Raw genomic sequence first — 16,639 nt, 5'->3', positions numbered from 1 at the left:
GTCAACCCAGGGTCGCGTCGAGCAGGCGCACCGTTTCACCGAGGACGCGTGCGCCATCCCCGGCCTGTTGTGGCTCGATCGACTCTTCCGGGGCGTGGCTGCGGCCATCGAGACAGGGCACGAAGATCATGCCGATCGGACCGGTGCGGGCGACGAACACGCCATCATGCCCGGCACCACTCGGCAGGTCCCGCGTCGACAGACCGAGCGAGGCCGCGGCAGCGGCGATCGCCGAGCGCACGGCCGGCGCGCAGGCCGTCGGCGGCACATGGCTGATCGGTTCCGACCGCACAGTGAGACGCAGCGCCGCCAGTGCCGGCTTCAGATCGCTGACCAGTTCCTCGCCGAACGCCTTGACCGCCGCCTCGTCGCCCGAACGCACCTCGAGCGTCAGAACCGCCTCACCAGGCACGGCATTGGCGGCATTGGGGCTGATCTCGATGCGACCAAAGGTGGCGACCAGGGGTTGGGGATCGTTCGATCGCGCGCCGGCACGCTCGTAAGCGGCCTCGATCAGCTTGGCCGCGCCGACGAGCGCATCGGCGCGCAAGGGCATCGGCGTCGCACCCGCGTGGTCGGCCCGCCCGGACACGATGATGCGCTCGCGCCGAATGCCGACGATGTCTGTAACGACACCGATCGCCGTGCCCTCGCTCTCCAGCACGCGCCCCTGCTCGATATGCACCTCGACATAGGCCGCGACGCTCTCGGCGGTACGCCGCACCGAGGCGATCTCGTCGGGCCGGCCGCCGACGAAGCCGATACCCTCGCGCAGCGTCATGCCGTCGGGGCGCGTCATCGCCAGCATCTCGTCGGAGAGCGCACCGGCAAGCGCACGGCTGCCGATGCAGGAGAGGCCGAACTCGCTCGGCTCCTCGGCCAGGAAATCGTAAACCTCGAGCGAATGCCGCAGCCGGTCGCCGCGCTCGATGAAGCTTTGCGCGACTTCCAGTCCCGCCAGCACGCCGAGAATCCCGTCATAGCGTCCGCCCGAGGGCACCGTGTCGGAATGCGAGCCGATGATGATCGGCTTCAACGAGGGATCGGCGCCCGCAAGGCGGCCGACGAGATTGCCGCCTGCGTCGATCGTCGTCTCCAGACCGGCAGCGCGGAACTCGGCCGCCAGCCATTTGCGTCCTTCGAGGAAGCGCGGCGTAAAGGAGCGCCGCGTCCAGGGACGATCGGGATCGGTGATCTTGGACAGCGCCTCGATACGCCGCCACAAACGCTCTGCGTCGATCGACATCGTTCGCCGCTTTACGCCGCAGGCCGCAGGAAGCGGCCGTCGCCCGCTTCGTTGCAGATCTTCGCGCCATCCCAGGCAAGAGCGCCACGGACATAGGTCGCAGCCACCCGCACGCGGAATTCGCGGCCCTCGAACGAGCTCCACTTCACCGCCGCAAGGCTCTTGCTCGGATCATGGATGAAGCGGCCGGGCTCGAGCACGACGATGTCGGCATCCGAGCCTGGCGCGAGACGGCCCTTGTCGGCGAGCAGGAACGCCTTCGCCGGGCCTTCGCAAAGCTGCTTCACCGCCATGGTCGGGGAGATGCCGCGCTCCTCGCAGCCGGTCCACAGCGCCGGCAGCAGGGTCTCGATGCCGGGACCGCCGGAGGTGTTCTTGAAGATGTTGGGGTCGCCCTTCTTCTCCAGCCCCCAGGAGACGTGGTCGGAGGAGATGAAGTCGCAATGACCGGCGGCGAGGTGGCTCCAGAGCAGCTCGCTCTCCGCCTTCGGCCGGATCGGCGGGTAGTGCTTGATCTTGGCACCGAAGCGAGGCGCGTGCTCCTCGGCGTTGAGCATGAAGTACTGCACGCAGCTCTCGACCGTCGCCCTGTAGCCGGCGCGCTTGTAGAGGTTGCAGATCTCGAAGCCGCGCGAGGTCGAGACATGGACGGCATGGGCGCGGGCGCCGGTCTCGGCGCCGATCTCGTAGATCCGCGCCGTGGCGAGGTTCTCAACCAGCGGGGTATGGGCGCGCAGGAAGGCGTCGGAGCCGGTATCGCCGGCCTCGATCAGGCGCGCGATGTTCCGGCGCGTCATCTCCTGGTCCTGGTTGTGGACACCGCAAAGGAGCCCCGTCGGCTCGATCAGCTTGAACGCCTCGTAGAGCGTGTCGTCGCCGATGCGCGGGAAGCGCGTCGGGTTCGCCTCGAAGGTCGAGAACTTGAAGGCGCAGGCGCCGGCATCGACGAGGCCCGGAATGGCATGCAGGCCGTTTTCGATGGTGATCGTGGCATAGAGCGCGACATCGACATGTGCGTCGCGTTCGACGATCGCGACCTTCTCGTTGAAAAGCCTGGCGTTGGTGACCGGCTCGGGCTCGTCATAGGGCATGTCGACCATGACGGTGACGCCACCGGCGGCGGCCGCGCGCGAGCACATGCCGATGCCCTCGTGGTTGGCCTGGCTCCCGGAATGGACCTGGCCGTCGATCACGCCCGGGATGATCCACTGCCCGCGGAAATCCTGCGTCTCGCGCGCCGAAGGCGGTGTACCCGCACCGACAGCGCCGACCTTGCCACCAGTGACGGCGACATAGCCATCCTCGATGATCTGGTCGGACAGAACGACATTGCCGCGAAGAACGAGATCGAAATCACTCATGGTCAGATGCCCGGTTGATGCTGTCTGGCCCGCAGGCCATGCGTGTCACGATAGCTGCTCGGCCTCAGAGCCAAACATACCAATTTCGCCGTCGCCCATAATCGGTCGTTATCGCGACAGCGGAAGCAGTGCATGTGCGCGTCAGGCGGATCACCCGAGCGCATAGCCCGTGAAATCCATCCCGAGCGCCTTCTCTACGATCGGGTAGACACTCGGATCCGTCACGCTGGAGCTCAGCGGGATGCGATCCTTGGCAATGCGCAGGATCGAGAGCTCCATGCCCTCAGTGACATGGCCGACGCTGATGGGCCGGCCATCCGAACCGAGCGTGGTGATGACATCGGGATAGCTCGCCAGGCGCGCGCCATCGAGATCGGTCACCGCCATGTACTCATTCATGACATGGAGAATCCGTGCCGCGGCGCCGGAGCCGACCTGGATGGTTCCGATATCAAAGGCTTCGCTGGTGTACTGCACCGCCTTGCGGACAACAGTCCCACGCCCGATAATCGATCCACCGGCCTGGTCGCAGATTGCGTCGATGACCGCGGGCCCGCCCTTGGGCGTGGCGGCCAGGATGCGCTCCCCGAGCGCCAGCGCCATGGAAATACCGCCGAGCGCCGCGTGCTTGCGCACATAGGACGCCGGAACCGGGTTTCGGCAGGACGCGATGAACCCGCCCGACATGTCCGAGGCCGTGCGCAGGATCGGCGAGACCTTCCCCGTCGCGCCGCGCGTCACGAGCTCGATATAGGAATTCTTGGCGCGATTGCCGCCGACAGCCGTCTGGATCGTCGCCTCGGGGCTGTTGGCAAGGCCGATCGACCCCATGTCGCCGGTGGGATGGGCGCGGATATCACCAACGGCATCGATCACCTTCACGCCGAGGAGGGCGCTCGGGAGCCAGGCATTGAGCGTGCTCGACATGCCGTTCTGGCCGATGATCAGGCCATAGACTGGCTTGCCCAGCGCATCCTGCAGCAGCTGGACGGCCCGGACGTAGTCGACGCCCTGCATCTCCCAGTCCGTCGTGCCGGCAGGAGCGCCGATTGCAGCCGCGGTCGCGATGATCGCGTCGTCCGGCGCCTCTTCGATCGAGACCAACTCCGGCCGGCCGGCCATCACCGCTGCAGTCCCCAGCATGCGCCCGTGCTCGGCCCAGCCACCGCCGCCCGCAGCAAAGATCGAGCCGCCTGCAATAGCCGCCTCGACATCCCCAATCGTCAGAAAACGTCCCATCGGTCAGCCTCGAATCAACCTGGCATGCCGGCATCCCGCCGAGCCCGGACGAACTTAGATGGCGGCACGTCCAAGCAAACATGCTAATTCGGCTGGAGGTCATAACTGAATGTTATTCGCATGCGATTGAACCTGCGGCAGCTGGAAGTTTTCCGCGCGATCATGATCACCGGATCGATCAGCGGCGCGGCGCGCCTGCTCTCGGTCTCGCAGCCAGCCATCAGCCGGCTCCTGGCCTATACGGAGGACCGGCTGGAGTTGCGCCTGTTCGAGCGCGTCCGCGGTCGGATCCAGCCGACGCCGGAAGCGCGGCGCCTCTTCACCGAGGTCGACCAGGTCCACCAGGGCGTGCTGCGCGTCAACGAACTCGCCGAGGAACTGCGCGAGCGCGGGACCGGCACGGTCCGCATCGTCGCCAGCCCGAGCGTCGGCCAGACCATGGTTCCCGACGCGATCGCGCGGCTGCGCGGGCGCTTTTCCGATCTGCGCGTGGAGTTCGAGATCCTGACGCTGCTCGAAGTGATCGCCAAGATCACCAGTGCGCGGCCGATCTCGGTGTTTCCGTGCTGCCGGTGGACGAGCCGACCATTCAATCGGAGGTGGTCACGGAGGGGCGCCTGATGGCGATCATGCCGCGCGACCACCCGCTGACCCGATTGCGCGTCGTCCGGCCAGCCGATATCGCCCCCTATCCGCTGATCGGTTTCGGGCCGCAGACGCCCTACGGAGACATTGTCCAAAGGGCACTGGCTTGCGGCCCCGAGCCCCTTCGCATCAGCACCGTCGTTCGCTTCACCCCCGTCGCCTGCGCGATGGTCAGAGCCGGAGCGGGGGTTGCCGTTGTCGACGAATTCGTCCTGCGCGGCCGGACATGGCCCGAACTGGTCTCACGTCCGCTCGCGCCCAAGACGCGTGTGCGCGCGCATCTGCTGACACTTCGCTACGAACCCCTGTCACGCACGGCACGCGCCTTCGTCGACATCCTGCGCGATCTTGTCCCGCCTCCGCCTGGCGGACATGGCGAGGAGGCCGACGCCGGGGACTTAACACAAGGTTATGGCAACCCGACAACAAGTGATTGGTAAGGCATGAATTCGCACTGTTAGAGTTTTGCCTCTGGGCGGCCGGATCGTTGCAAGCGACAGGCGCGGCGATCGCGGCCCCCGGGGACAACATCTAACGGGAGCAGGATGATGAGGTTTTTGTCGGTCAAAGCGGCGCGCACGGCTGTTCAGGGATTCGCCGTGGCGGCGCTCCTTGTCACCCCTGTGCTGGCCCAGGACGCCGATCATCCAGCCAATGAGAAGCTGAAAGTGGCTTGCGACCTCGGCTTTGCCCCATTCTGCTTCAAGACGGCGGCCGGCGAGACCACCGGGTTCACCTATGACATGTCGCTGGCGCTGGCGCAGAAGCTGGGCCGCCCGGGCGTCGACGTAACCGACTCGAACTTCTCGGCGATCTTCGCCGGCCTCTTCTCCAAGCGCTATGAGATGATCCCGGCGCCGACCAACATCACGCCGGAGCGCGCCCAGCAGATGCTGTTCAGCGAGCCCTACATGCCGACCGGCCTCGGCTTCCTCGTCAAGAAAGGCGGCAAGATCGCCAATCTCGAGGAGCTGAAGGGCAAGGCGCTGACCGTGAACAATGGTAGCATTTCCGACAAGTGGCTGACCGACAACGAAGCCAAGTACGGCTATACGATCCAGCGCTACAACAAGAATGCCGACGCGGTGCAGGCCGTGATGATCGGCCGTGCCTTCGCCAACGTCGCCGATGCACCGGTCTCGCGCTATGTTTCGACGCAGACGCCCGCTGCCGAGGTTGCGTTCGTGCTCGACAGCGGTCGCAATTTCGGCATCGCCTTCCGCAAGGAGGACGCAGCGTTTCGCGCCAAGGTCGAGGAAGCCCTCGAATGCATCAAGACGGACGGAACGCTCGCCAAGATCCATGAGAAATGGTTCGGCGTGAAGCCGGACGCCTCGTCCTCCTCGGCGAAGATCTATCCGGGCATCGGTGCCCCGGACTTCGAGGGCTATGACGCGACCGAGCACAAGGCCGTCTGTAAGTGAGGTCGGCGACCGCAATCACGCCTGCATCCGCAGACCCGATCGTCGCCATAGACGGTCTGCGGAAGAGCTTCGGCAATGTCGAGGTCCTGCGCGGCGTCGATCTCAGGGTCGCCAAGGGCGAGGCCGTCGTGATCGTCGGCTCGTCCGGCTCGGGCAAGAGCACCTGCCTGCGCTGCATCAACCGGCTGGAGGAACCGACGGCAGGGACCATCCGCGTCGGCGGCGAGGAAGTGACCGGCGCCAAGGTCGATCTCAACCTGCTGCGCCGGCGCATCGGCATGGTCTTCCAGGGCATCAACCTCTATCCGCACAAGACCGCCCTGGGAAACGTGACCCTGGCACTGCGCAAGGTGGCAGGCCTCGGAAAGGCCGAGGCCGAGCAGAAGGCGCGCCAGCATCTCGAACTGGTCGGGCTCGCGCACAAGGCCGACTCCTATCCGGCGCAACTATCGGGCGGTCAGCAGCAGCGCGTCGGCATTGCCCGCGCCATGGCGCTGGAGCCTCAGGTGATGCTTTTCGACGAGCCGACCTCGGCGCTGGACCCTGAGCTCGTGGGCGAGGTCCTGAACGTCATGGTCCGCACCAAGGAGATGGGCATGACCATGATCGTCGTGACGCATGAGATGCATTTCGCGCGCGACGTGGCCGACCGCGTCGTGTTCATGGATCATGGTGCCGTGCTGGCGGAAGGCACCCCGGAAGACATTCTGGTCTCGCCGCAACACCAGCGCATCCGCGACTTCGTCACGCGCTCCAGGGCCTGACAGCACGTCATGGACCAGATCGTCCGCTATTTCTTCGACTTCTCGCTGATGTCCGCCTATTGGCCGGATATCCTGCGCGGCTTCCTCATCACCATCGAAATGTCGATCCTGACGGTGCTGATCGGCGTGCCGCTCGGCCTCGCCATCGCGATCCTGCGGCTTTACGGCTTCAGGCCGCTGAACGCGCTGATCATCCTCTATATCGATTTCTTTCGCTCGATCCCGCAGCTCGTGCTGATCATGCTGGCCTATTTCGCGCTGCCCTCCTTCGGGTTGATGCTGGGGCCGTTCACCGCCACCGTCCTGGCGCTGGCGATCGTGCTCTCGGCCTTCTCCGAAGAGATCTTCTGGGCCGGCATCAATGCGGTTGCCAAGGGCCAATGGGAAGCCGGGCGCTCGACGGGCCTCGGCTTCAACCAGACGCTGGTCCATATCATCCTGCCGCAGGTCGTGCGGATCTCGATCCCGCCCCTGACCAACCGCGCGATCGGTATCAGCAAGGGCACGACGCTCGGCTCGGTCGTCGCGGTCCCCGAACTGCTCAATGTGACATCGAGCATTCAGTCGAACGTCGCCAATCCGACAGCCCTCACCGTTGGCGCGCTGCTGTTCCTCGCCCTGTTCCTGCCATTCGTGCGCTTCACGCGCTGGCTCGAACGCGCTTACGCTCATCCGAGGTCGTGATGGACGAACTCGTCACGACATTTCTCAATATCGACGTCCTCCGGGAAGTCTGGCCACTGCTCCTGCAGGGCTTCTGGATGACGCTGGCGCTTGCGGCGGTCGCCGTGCCGCTATCCGTCGCCTGTGGTGTCGCCATCGCGATGGCGCAGGATTCGCCCAGCAGGCTGCTGCGGATGCTGCTGGTCGCCTATGTCGACGTCATGCGGGCGATCCCGCCGCTGGTGCTGCTGATCTTCATTTTCTTCGGCCTGCCCTTCCTCGGGCTGAAGCTGAACGAGTTCACCGCCGCCGTGCTCGCACTGACCCTCAACGGGTCCAGCTACTTTGCCGAGATCTTCCGTGCCGGCATCGAGTCCGTGCCGAAGGGTCAGCGCGAAGCGGCGCGCTCCACCGGGCTGACCTGGCGCCAGAGCATGACCTATGTCGTGGTGCCGCAAGGCGCCCGCAATGTGCTGCCCGACCTGATCAGCAACACGGTCGAGCTGGTCAAACAGACCTCGATCGCCTCAGCCGTCGCCCTGCAGGAACTGCTGCGTTCCGCGCAGCTCGCCCAGGGCCTTCTGTACAACCCGACGCCGCTGGTTGCGGTCGCGATCGTCTATTTCCTGATGTTCTGGCCGTTCGTCCGGATGGTGTCGCGCCTGCAGCACAGGGCCGTCGCGCAGGCCGGATGAGTGCCGGCCCGCGTCCGGACCAGCGGCGAGGTCATCCGTGTTCGCATCGGCTGTCCCGAACACCGCAATCCAACGTTCGGGCCGATGCCTTAGACCGGGAACAGCCGCGTCAGGCGGTTGGGGCTGGTCTCCGCAAGGAGTATGTCGCCGTTCGGCGCGAGCCACATGCCATGCGCACCGTTCAGCACAGGACGACAGCGGCCGAGCAGGCTCCCATCAGGGGCGAGCAGGCTGAGCGTGGGAATCGAATCGCAGACATGGATGCGATCGGCGGCATCGGCGACGACATCCTGCGGCCGCAGAAACCCATCCCAGATGGCGAGCAGATCGCCGGTGGCTGTGAAGGCCTGCACGCGGCTGTTCTCGCGATCGGCGACGATCACGCGGCCATCGCTGAGAACGCAGATGCCATGTGGCGTCAGGAACGCGCCCGGCGCCGTGCCGACGGAGCCCCAGCTCGACAGATGCCGCCCGGCGCGGTCGAAACGATGCACGAGCGCGTGGCCATAGCCATCCGCCACATAGAATCCTCCGTCCGGGGCAAAGGCGATATCGCTGGGATGACTGAACGGCGCGCCCGGCTGATGCGTCTCGCCGATCTGGCTCCGCACCGCGCCATCCCGGTCGCAGAACAGGATGCGGTGAGCATCACGATCGACAATGGCGATCACGCCATCGGGGCCTGCCGCAATCTTGTGCGCATCGACGCAGAGACCTTCGCCCCAGCTCGCGATCCGGCATCCCTCACGGTCGAGAACCACGACGCAGGGGCCGGGAGCGTCGACCGCGACGTCGGAGCGCAGCAGCACATAGGCGCGACCTTCGGCATCGTTCGTGACGTCGGTGATCTTTCCCGACGTTTGGGACAAATCGCCCCAAGGCCGCTCGACGCCAAAGCTCCGCTCGCCCAACCGGACGCGCAATTCCGTCTTCATCATCCCCTCGAGACTGCGGCGCAGCCGCGCCGGCTTGTGAATGGCGAGCCAGCCGCCAGAACCGGAGAACTGCAATGAGCGATTTCGATCTCGTCATTCGTGGCGGAACGACGGTGACCGCGTCCGACATCTCTGTTTGCGATGTCGGCGTCAAGGATGGGTTGATTGCCGCGATCGGCGCCGGTCTGCCTCGAGGCGACACCGATATCGATGCGAAGGGATTGCTGGTCCTTCCGGGCGGGGTCGACACGCATGTGCATCTCGACCAGCCCTTCTCGTCCGGCGCCGACATCGCCGACGATTTTGCGAGCGGGACAGCGTCAGCTGCGGCGGGCGGCACGACAACGATCGTCTGCCACGCGCCTCAGACGCGCGGCGGGTCGCTTGCCGAGGCGGTTGCGGCCTATGGCGCGAAAGCGAAGCAGGCGCGCATCGATCACGGTTTTCACCTGCTGATCAACGACCCGACGCCCGAGGTGATCGAGCGAGAACTGCCGGCGCTGGTTGCAGCGGGGCATCGCTCCGTGAAGGTCTTCATGACCTATGAGAGCAATCGCCTCGCCGATGCGCAGATCCTGCAGACGCTCGCGGCGGCGCGACGTGCCGGAGCACTCGTCTGCGTGCATGCCGAACATCACGAACTGATCGGCTGGCTGACGCAGGCGCTGCTGGCGGCAGGGCTGAGCGCACCAAAGCATCTTGCCTGGGCGAAACCCATGGTGGTCGAACGCGAAGCGACCCACCGCATTCTGGCGCTGGCGGAGGCGCTCGACACCCCGGTCCAGGTCTTCCACGTCTCGGGCGCACAGTCCGGGGAGGAGGTGGCGCGGGCCCAGGCCCGCGGCCAGAAGGCCTGGGCGGAGACCTGCACGCAGTATCTCGTGCTCGGCGAATCCGACATGGACCGGCCGGGCTTCGAAGGCGCCAAGTTCATGATCTCGCCGGCGCTGCGGCCGCCATCCGATCGCGAGGCGCTCTGGCAGCTCATCCGAGACGGCGTCATCGATATCGTCTCGTCCGATCACTCGCCGCTGCGTTTCGACGATCCGCGCGGCAAGAAGCAGCACGGCGAAACGGCCCCCTTCAACAAGATCCCGAACGGCGTTCCCGGCCTCGCAGCGCGCTTGCCGATTCTCTATTCCGAGGGGGTCGCCAAGGGGCGCATCGATCTGCGCACGTTCGTCTCGCTCGTTGCGACCAATCCGGCGCGCCGTTTCGGGCTTGCCCCGCGCAAGGGTTCCATCGCGATCGGCGCCGATGCCGATATCGTCGTCTTCGATCCGACCAAGCGCATGCGCCTGACCAACGCGCTGCAGCACCATGGCAGCGACTACACGCCCTATGAGGGGCTCGAGGTGCTCGGCTACCCCACTGCGACCTACCAGCGCGGCCAGTTGATCTTCGACGGCACCAATGTGCTTGCGCAGCCCGGAGCCGGACAGCTGATTGCGCGATCGGCCTATGCGGAAATCGCTCCCACCGGACGTTTCCCGACGCCGTTCAATCCATTTGGTTAGGCCCGGTTCTGGCAGACGCGCCGTTGTCTGAACGACAGGGGCCTCGCGATCAATTTCCCCCGCTGACGCCCGCAGCGCGGCGGACATCGTCGACCGCCTGCTTCACGGCCGCGCTCCGGTGAACAACCGTCCTTCCGGCCTCGATGAGCAGCTCGACCTGCTCGCGCGGCAGCGAGAGCCGCGTTTCGACGCGGTTCAGGTGGGACGCGACGTTCTGTTCCAGATCAGCGAATTCAAGGTGTTCGACCTTGAAATCCACCTTACGGCAGTCCCAGCCGTCAGCGCTGCCCCGGATCCGGCGCACGGTTTCCAACGGCAACCCGCAACGATAGCGGACCACCCGCTCCTTCCACCTTTCGACGGCAAAGTTCAAAGCGTCGAGACCATGGCGAGACGATGAGGTCATGCCGGTATCGATTGCCGCTTCGACCAGCGGCGCCAGCCAGGGGCCATTCATCGAAGCCCCCCAATCATCCGTTTGCCCGCGGCCAGCATCGGCAACGATGAACAGGAAATGGCGCAGCTTGACGGCCTGCTCCGCCGATAATGGTCCGTGCGGTGTCTTTGACGCGCTTCTTTCGAGGACGAAACCCGTTATGCCCAGATTGTCCGTCAGCCCGCCATCCATCAGCCGCACAAACTTGATGCCGTCTTCGGCATGATAGGAGTGCAATGCGTTGGCGTAGGCCGTCAGTCGCGTGGATGGGTTGGAGCCACTCAGCGCCTCCTTCAACCAGGCGGGGCGGCTATAGCCGCAATCCTGTTTGGTGGCAGCCAGCACGACGGGCGCAAAGACGACAGGCACGGCGGCGGAGGCTGCCACCGCATCCGAAATCTTCAGCTTGTCGAGATCACTGCAGAGCGCCGCAAAGGTATCGTAGCTAAATAGAAAAGGCGTCCGATTGTAGATATCCGAAGCGCTGATCCAGACGGACGGTGCGTTCGCCCATTTGAAACGGGTAAAATCTGCCCCATCGAACAGATTATCGTTCAACCAGCGTGCAAATGTATTTCGGTCATTGACGCCGCCAGCCACTGCCCGGGACAGGCTGAAGGGTGACGCCAGCGATGTTTCCATGCTCGCTTCTGCGTGCTGGAACAAGAAGCGATCATCGAAATCACGGTAGTCGTCGCGGCCACGATAGCCGAAATAGGCCGCGGTAATGGCGCCGCCGGAGACCCCGGAAATCATCCGGACATTATCGACCATCGTACGTCGATAAGGCTTCTCGTCGACGACGATATCGTCAAGCGCACGCAGGACGCCGTAGGAAAAGGCTGAAGCGCGAACGCCACCTCCCGAGAAGGCGAGGCCAACGACCATCGAGCCGTCATCCCCGCGATCGGGGACGAATTCCGGCGACGGTGGCGGCGTCTTCTCCGCGTGACTATTGACGGGCCCGACATCCGCAGCCGAGCAGGCGCAGAGGATGAGCGTGGCCATCAGCCAGATGGCCTTCACGCCCTTCTCAGCAAGCAGCCTCATTCGCTCTCCGGCACCGTCGCACGATGGCTGGTTACGTAACTGACATTCCGGCACATAGCCGATTCGGTCCAACCGCTCGATCAAATTGCAACCGGCAATCAGGTCCTGGCTCGGAATCCCGCCATTGACTGCTTCGGCATCCGACGCAGTTTCGTTCACTCATGAAGGCCGGACCGTCGCCGGTGCGACGGGCCGCCCCGATAGGGTTGCGGTCTTGGCCCGACCACCCCATCGGAGCGGCCGTGTACAAGACCAGATGCTGCCAGGCGGCCGGCCCTTTGGCCCGCAGCTGCGCTCAGGCGCGCCTTATGGGCAGGGCCCCGTGAAACGGCGACCGCTCCTGTCCTGGAAGATGCAGTTGTTCGGGGTTGTCGCCCGGCCGACGACCGCACCGGTCACGCCACCAGCGAGGGCACCGATCGCGGCCCCCCGTCCGCCGCCCGCGATCCCACCAATGAGCGCACCGCCGCCAGCGCCAATTGCAGCGCCGCCAAGCGTGCGCTGCGACTGAGACTCAGGGTTGCAGCCTGCGAGGAAGAGGCCGAGGCCGATAAAGCCGGCGAATGTGATCGAACGGATCATTATGGGGCTCCTTGTTCAAGAGTGCGCGCGAATGCGAACGCATCAATCTAGGCCAAGCAGCCGAACCTGCCATCGCCCTGCGTCCCAATCTATGTGCATGGCGTTTCTTGCCGCTCTGTACCGAAGGCTGAAAACCGCCGCTTGGCACGCGCTCTCCGCGAGCCCGTTGCCCGCACTGGAGTGACGATCGATTGGCCACGGATCATCGAAACGGACCAATCGGTCGGCGGCGCTTCGGGGCGCGGCCGGCCGATAGGCGGATGCATCCGTCGTGAAGTGGGCATGGCCCCATCCGGCAAGCTGCCCCTGATGATCGCAACGAGACGCCGGTCCGCCACGGCTGCCAGCCCCGGAATATTAACTTCGACTTAATCGGCCCGCCCAACAGGATTTGAACCAGTGCCGTCTCCAGTTCGGCCTTCGATCAAACGCCTGTTGCCGAGCGTCCGGCAATCAGCGATCCACCATCCACGGATTGCGCCCGTAGCTCAGCTGGATAGAGCGTTGCCCTCCGAAGCTGGATTTGAGTTTGCCGAGCGCGAGATAAATCCCTTTAATTTCCAAAAGCTTCGCCTCAAAAATCCGACGCGAGTCGTGATCCCAATGAGCCACCAGAGACACTGTCTTCGTCATCGACGGAGCACTTCTAAAGCGATGATTGCTGCCGATGCCCCCCCGCTGTGCAGCGTCATCTCTCTAGTCCGCCTGCCGCAGATAAATGGTCAACGAGCCGCCCCATTCGGTTATATCCCCCCGCCCGAATGCCCGAGGACTTCAGGCGCGGCCGACCGTCCTTGAATGATATCCTGTCCTCGAATCAACGAAGCAGGCGCCAGGAGTCTCTACCTTGAACAGCATTCCCGGCGGACGCTTTGTCGTGCTCGACTTCGAGACGACCGGCCTCAGCCCTGCCTTGGGGGCTCGTGTGATTGAAGTATCAGCCCGCGAAGTGCTGGATGGTCGAGCGGGCCACGAGTTACTCACCTTTGTCGACCCAGGCGTTCGCGTGCCCCAGGAGATCACTCAGATCACCGGAATAACCACTGCGATGCTGAGCGGTGCACCGACCTCGGCTATAGCCATGCGTCAGCTGGCTTCCTTCATTGGATCGTCGCCCGTCGTTTGCCACAACGCGGGCTTCGACCGAAAATTCTACGAGCACGAGGCGAGTGAATTCCTTGAGGGGCAGCCCGTTCGCACTCTTTGCACTCTGCTGTTGGCTCGGCGCATGTTTCCGGGCCGGAAGAGTTATCGATTGGGCGGCCTCATCGAAGAGATGGGCATTTCGTTCCCTGGACGGCTCCATCGAGCGAGTGCAGATACTTTCGTGACCGCGCACCTATTCGATCGCATCTGCGCAGACGCACGCTCTCTTTGTCGCGCCGAGCATTTCGATGACGACGTGCTGCACCGGCTGCAGCGTGTCCCGGCTGCGCGAGCGCGTGACTGGCTGGCGGCGTTAGGTAGCCCTGACGCAAAATCGCACCGCAAATTTGGATCAGCCGGTGCTGTCGCGCAGAACATCAGCTCGGTGAACTAACCCAAAATGAGTTGTTGCTTCTGAACCATCGTCGGCTTCGATTCCGCATGGACAGAAAAGACGACATCCCCTGGTGCTGTCTGGGCCATTCAATCCGACGCAGGGGCCGGCACTCCTCGTCCGATCCACAGTTGGCGAGTTTTGACCAGGCGCCGGGGTTCATTGCGGCTTAGAGGGCGTGCTGCGAAATCTGCTTCGCCGCGCTCGACCAGCCCACGATCGTGCCCAACCTGACCAGTATTCGGCCGTAGATCGAGGCGCCTCGTCGTTGATCTCCGGCTGGGCGGTGGCGTTCAGCGTGCCGCTCGCTCGGTGATCGGCATGTTCGACGATGCTGCCACGTCCGTCCGCACTGGCAGGTATAGCCTAGGTTGGTCGGGCCGCGATCAGGTCTGCCATGCGCTCGGCCATCATGATCACCGGCAGGTTCAGGTTCGCGCGTGGCGCGGTGGGCATGATCGAGGCATCGACGACGCTGAGGCCGCCCACGCCATGCACCCGCCCCGTGGCGCCGTCCACGACCGCGTCGGGGTCGACCGCAGCGCCCATGCGGCAGGTTCCGCAGCAGTGCCATTGGCCGAAGGCATGTGCCTTGACGTAGGCCTCGAGGATGTCGGGCTCGTTCAGCAGCGATTGCAAGCTGATGCCGCTTGAGACGGCGCGCTGGAAGAACAGCTTTCGCAGCGGCGGCAGAGCATCGATGGCGAGCGCAATCGGCGCGGTGATCAGGTAGTTGCGCACGGTCTGGCGGCCCAGCGACTTGGCAAAGCCGCTATAGCTCGAGGCGCCCGGCATCTCGACGAGATCGGCAAGGGGCCGCGTGGCAAAGAGCCTTGCAATAAGGTGGACGGCCGCGCCCATGCGCTGGAGATCGCGATGGTCGGAGAGATAATTGAAGTCCGCTGTCGGCTCCTTGCGCGGATCCGACGATGCCAGCCGCACCTCGCCGCGCGAATGAGCCTTATTGATCCAGGAGATGATTGTGCCGATCCGCGGTCCCAGCGGATGCCAGGCGGATTTGGCGGCGACCATCAGGAACATGTCGGACGGCCCGCACTCCTCGACGCCGGAACTGTAGCGCATGCCGACATGGATATGGCGGCGCGTCGAGTTGCCGAGCCGCGCCGCTGGCTTGATGTAGCCCGAGAGCGAGATGCCGGGGTGCTCCTGCAGATTGGCGCCCACGCCCTGCAGATTGGCCCGGACCTCGATGCCGAGCGAGCGCAGATGCCCGCCTGGGCCGATGCCGGAGCGCATCAGCAGGGCCGGCGAGTGCATGCTGCCGGAGGACACCACGACCTCGCGGGCCGCCAGCCTTTCCTGGCCCTTGCCCCTTGCGATGTCGACGCCGACGACCTGATTGCCCTGCATCGCCAGAGTGAGCACCTGAGTGTTGGTCATGATCGTGAGATTGGGCCGTCGCCGGGTCGCGGCGTCGAGATAGGCCATGGCGGTCGACACGCGATGCTGCCCGTTGTTTGACAGCGTTATAGCAAAATGCCCGTCGCCGAAGGCACCGTTCTGGTCCTTGATGTCTGGTAAACCCTGCGCTTCCATGGCGGCCTCGGCGGCAATGGAGAAGGCCGGCCAGCGCTCATGCGGGATGCGGTGGATCGGGATCGGCCCGCTCTTGCCGTGCAGCGGTCCCGAATAGTCCAGATCCGTCTCAGCCTTGATGAAATAGGGTAGCACGGCGTCCCAGTCCCAGCCCTCGGCGCCGGCCTGACCCCATTCGTTGTAGTCGTCGGGCGTGCCGCGATTGGCGATCTGGCCGTTGATGCTGGAGCCACCGCCGATCAGCATCGGTTGCTCGTAGCGCTTTGCGGGCGGACGGTTGGCCACATTGTGAAGATGCGGCTGAGTCTGCACCAGCAGGTCCGGCCAGTGGTTCTGCGGGTCGAACGCGGCCTTGCCGGGATAAGTGTCGAGGATCGCCGCACCTTCCTCCCCGGGCTTGAGGTCGCGCCCGGCCTCGATCAGCAGGACCTTTCTCGATAGGTCGGCGGAGAGGCGATTGGCCAGGACGCAGCCGGCCGAACCGCCGCCCACGATGATGATATCCCACATGGTGAGGCTCACGATGCTTGCAGAGGCAGGGAAAGGCGGATCAGGCGGAGAGGCCGAGGGCAGCGAAGGCAGCCGCCCCGGCCTCGGCCACCTGCTGGTCCTGAGCGGTCGAGCCAGAGCTGACGCCGATCGCGCCGACTACCTGTGTCCCGGCTCTCAGCGGCATGCCGCCGGCGAGCGTGGTAAAGCGGCCGCCATGCATGTTCTGGATGCCGAAGCCGGGTTCACCCGGTAGGGTCTTGGGCCCGATCGCCCGGGTCTCGACCAGGGTGCCGGCCGCAGTGAAGGCCTTTGCCAGCGCGATCTCGATCGAGGTGAATTTCGCCCCGTCCATTCGGCGGAAGGCCACCAGGTGGCCAGCGGCATCGACGATCGCGATGTTCTGCGGCACGCCGATCTGCGCCGCTTCCCTGGCTGCGGCAGTGATGACGGCCTCAGCCTCGTCGCAGCCGATATTGGAGATGGTATGCATGTC

General features: G+C 64.8%; 17 protein-coding genes. 8 read left to right on the top strand and 9 right to left on the bottom strand.

What is annotated here, in order from left to right; genetic code table 11:
- Position 1: 1 nt before the first annotated feature.
- The 3 genes from AB4118_RS16205 to AB4118_RS16195 all read right to left on the bottom strand — a co-directional run bounded on the left by AB4118_RS16205 (position 2) and on the right by AB4118_RS16195 (position 3,846).
- A complete protein-coding gene (locus AB4118_RS16205) occupies positions 2-1,246 on the bottom strand; it encodes a Zn-dependent hydrolase (RefSeq protein WP_441490695.1) in 1,245 nt (414 codons plus the stop codon).
- Positions 1,247-1,257: 11 nt separating this feature from the next.
- Positions 1,258-2,607, bottom strand: a complete 1,350-nt coding sequence (locus AB4118_RS16200; protein WP_441490694.1) for a dihydroorotase — start codon at positions 2,605-2,607, stop codon at positions 1,258-1,260.
- A 150-nt stretch (positions 2,608-2,757) separates the two neighbouring features.
- Positions 2,758-3,846 carry a DUF917 domain-containing protein gene (locus AB4118_RS16195; protein ID WP_441490693.1) on the bottom strand — a complete coding sequence of 363 codons (1,089 nt, stop codon included), beginning with the start codon at positions 3,844-3,846 and terminating at the stop codon, positions 2,758-2,760.
- 120 nt (positions 3,847-3,966) lie between these two features.
- Here AB4118_RS16195 and AB4118_RS16190 point away from each other — a divergent pair, with 120 nt between their 5' ends.
- The 6 genes from AB4118_RS16190 (at position 3,967) to AB4118_RS16165 (ending at position 8,037) form a co-directional block, all read left to right on the top strand.
- The gene (locus AB4118_RS16190) at positions 3,967-4,467 is read left to right on the top strand and encodes a LysR family transcriptional regulator (protein ID WP_441490692.1); all 501 of its coding nucleotides are present in this window, start codon (positions 3,967-3,969) and stop codon (positions 4,465-4,467) included.
- Positions 4,410-4,931, top strand: coding sequence for a LysR substrate-binding domain-containing protein (locus AB4118_RS16185; protein WP_441490691.1), 522 nt, complete (start codon positions 4,410-4,412; stop codon positions 4,929-4,931). The genes AB4118_RS16190 and AB4118_RS16185 overlap by 58 nt, the downstream gene beginning before the upstream one ends.
- A 159-nt stretch (positions 4,932-5,090) precedes the next feature.
- Positions 5,091-5,915: a substrate-binding periplasmic protein gene (locus AB4118_RS16180; protein WP_441490690.1), complete on the top strand. Its 825-nt coding sequence runs from the start codon at positions 5,091-5,093 to the stop codon at positions 5,913-5,915.
- Positions 5,912-6,679 carry an amino acid ABC transporter ATP-binding protein gene (locus AB4118_RS16175; protein WP_441490689.1) on the top strand — a complete coding sequence of 256 codons (768 nt, stop codon included), beginning with the start codon at positions 5,912-5,914 and terminating at the stop codon, positions 6,677-6,679. The genes AB4118_RS16180 and AB4118_RS16175 overlap by 4 nt, the downstream gene beginning before the upstream one ends.
- A 9-nt stretch (positions 6,680-6,688) precedes the next feature.
- Positions 6,689-7,363, top strand: a complete 675-nt coding sequence (locus AB4118_RS16170) for an amino acid ABC transporter permease (RefSeq protein WP_441490688.1) — start codon at positions 6,689-6,691, stop codon at positions 7,361-7,363.
- Positions 7,363-8,037: an amino acid ABC transporter permease gene (locus tag AB4118_RS16165; protein ID WP_441490687.1), complete on the top strand. Its 675-nt coding sequence runs from the start codon at positions 7,363-7,365 to the stop codon at positions 8,035-8,037. The genes AB4118_RS16170 and AB4118_RS16165 overlap by 1 nt, the downstream gene beginning before the upstream one ends.
- Positions 8,038-8,126: 89 nt before the next feature.
- On the opposite strand, the gene AB4118_RS16160 is transcribed toward AB4118_RS16165, so the two are convergent.
- Positions 8,127-9,047, bottom strand: coding sequence for an NHL repeat-containing protein (locus tag AB4118_RS16160; protein WP_441490686.1), 921 nt, complete (start codon positions 9,045-9,047; stop codon positions 8,127-8,129).
- Between AB4118_RS16160 and hydA the strand changes: the two genes are divergently transcribed.
- Entirely contained in the window at positions 9,047-10,489 is a 1,443-nt protein-coding gene (hydA, locus tag AB4118_RS16155; protein WP_441490685.1) for a dihydropyrimidinase, read from the top strand. The two genes, AB4118_RS16160 and hydA, sit on opposite strands and share 1 nt — an antisense overlap.
- 49 nt (positions 10,490-10,538) lie before the next feature.
- Here the strand turns inward: hydA and AB4118_RS16150 are convergent, their stop codons facing one another.
- The 3 genes from AB4118_RS16150 to AB4118_RS16140 all read right to left on the bottom strand — a co-directional run bounded on the left by AB4118_RS16150 (position 10,539) and on the right by AB4118_RS16140 (position 13,190).
- Complete coding sequence (locus tag AB4118_RS16150) at positions 10,539-12,134, bottom strand: patatin-like phospholipase family protein (protein ID WP_441490684.1); 1,596 nt, start codon at positions 12,132-12,134, stop codon at positions 10,539-10,541.
- Positions 12,135-12,281: 147 nt separating this feature from the next.
- Positions 12,282-12,557, bottom strand: coding sequence for a YMGG-like glycine zipper-containing protein (locus tag AB4118_RS16145; protein WP_441490683.1), 276 nt, complete (start codon positions 12,555-12,557; stop codon positions 12,282-12,284).
- A gap of 453 nt (positions 12,558-13,010) precedes the next feature.
- The gene (locus AB4118_RS16140) at positions 13,011-13,190 is read right to left on the bottom strand and encodes a hypothetical protein (RefSeq protein ID WP_441490682.1); all 180 of its coding nucleotides are present in this window, start codon (positions 13,188-13,190) and stop codon (positions 13,011-13,013) included.
- A gap of 214 nt (positions 13,191-13,404) precedes the next feature.
- Here AB4118_RS16140 and AB4118_RS16135 point away from each other — a divergent pair, with 214 nt between their 5' ends.
- Entirely contained in the window at positions 13,405-14,097 is a 693-nt protein-coding gene (locus AB4118_RS16135; RefSeq protein WP_441490681.1) for a 3'-5' exonuclease, read from the top strand.
- Between the two features lie 366 nt (positions 14,098-14,463).
- On the opposite strand, the gene AB4118_RS16130 is transcribed toward AB4118_RS16135, so the two are convergent.
- Both AB4118_RS16130 and AB4118_RS16125 read right to left on the bottom strand, forming a co-directional pair.
- On the bottom strand, positions 14,464-16,164 hold the full coding sequence (locus tag AB4118_RS16130; protein ID WP_441490680.1) for a GMC family oxidoreductase: 1,701 nt from the start codon (positions 16,162-16,164) through the stop codon (positions 14,464-14,466).
- 40 nt (positions 16,165-16,204) lie between these two features.
- Positions 16,205-16,636, bottom strand: coding sequence for a GlcG/HbpS family heme-binding protein (locus AB4118_RS16125; protein WP_441490679.1), 432 nt, complete (start codon positions 16,634-16,636; stop codon positions 16,205-16,207).
- Positions 16,637-16,639: the final 3 nt, after the last annotated feature.

It is taken from the genome of Allobosea sp. 2RAB26 (assembly GCF_052115465.1).
Classification (GTDB): Bacteria; Pseudomonadota; Alphaproteobacteria; order Rhizobiales; family Beijerinckiaceae; genus Allobosea.
The sequence above is the reverse complement of the archived record's forward strand: the minus strand, read 5'-3'. Positions and strand labels throughout refer to the sequence as shown.

Coding starts and splice junctions, on each gene's coding strand:
- AB4118_RS16205 (WP_441490695.1), bottom strand. CDS start 1,246: ATGTCGATCGACGCAGAGCGTTTGTGGCGGCGTATCGAGGCGCTGTCC.
- AB4118_RS16200 (WP_441490694.1), bottom strand. CDS start 2,607: ATGAGTGATTTCGATCTCGTTCTTCGCGGCAATGTCGTTCTGTCCGAC.
- AB4118_RS16195 (WP_441490693.1), bottom strand. CDS start 3,846: ATGGGACGTTTTCTGACGATTGGGGATGTCGAGGCGGCTATTGCAGGC.
- AB4118_RS16190 (WP_441490692.1), top strand. CDS start 3,967: ATGCGATTGAACCTGCGGCAGCTGGAAGTTTTCCGCGCGATCATGATC.
- AB4118_RS16170 (WP_441490688.1), top strand. CDS start 6,689: ATGGACCAGATCGTCCGCTATTTCTTCGACTTCTCGCTGATGTCCGCC.
- AB4118_RS16165 (WP_441490687.1), top strand. CDS start 7,363: ATGGACGAACTCGTCACGACATTTCTCAATATCGACGTCCTCCGGGAA.
- hydA (WP_441490685.1), top strand. CDS start 9,047: ATGAGCGATTTCGATCTCGTCATTCGTGGCGGAACGACGGTGACCGCG.
- AB4118_RS16145 (WP_441490683.1), bottom strand. CDS start 12,557: ATGATCCGTTCGATCACATTCGCCGGCTTTATCGGCCTCGGCCTCTTC.
- AB4118_RS16140 (WP_441490682.1), bottom strand. CDS start 13,190: ATGACGAAGACAGTGTCTCTGGTGGCTCATTGGGATCACGACTCGCGT.
- AB4118_RS16130 (WP_441490680.1), bottom strand. CDS start 16,164: ATGTGGGATATCATCATCGTGGGCGGCGGTTCGGCCGGCTGCGTCCTG.
- AB4118_RS16125 (WP_441490679.1), bottom strand. CDS start 16,636: ATGCATACCATCTCCAATATCGGCTGCGACGAGGCTGAGGCCGTCATC.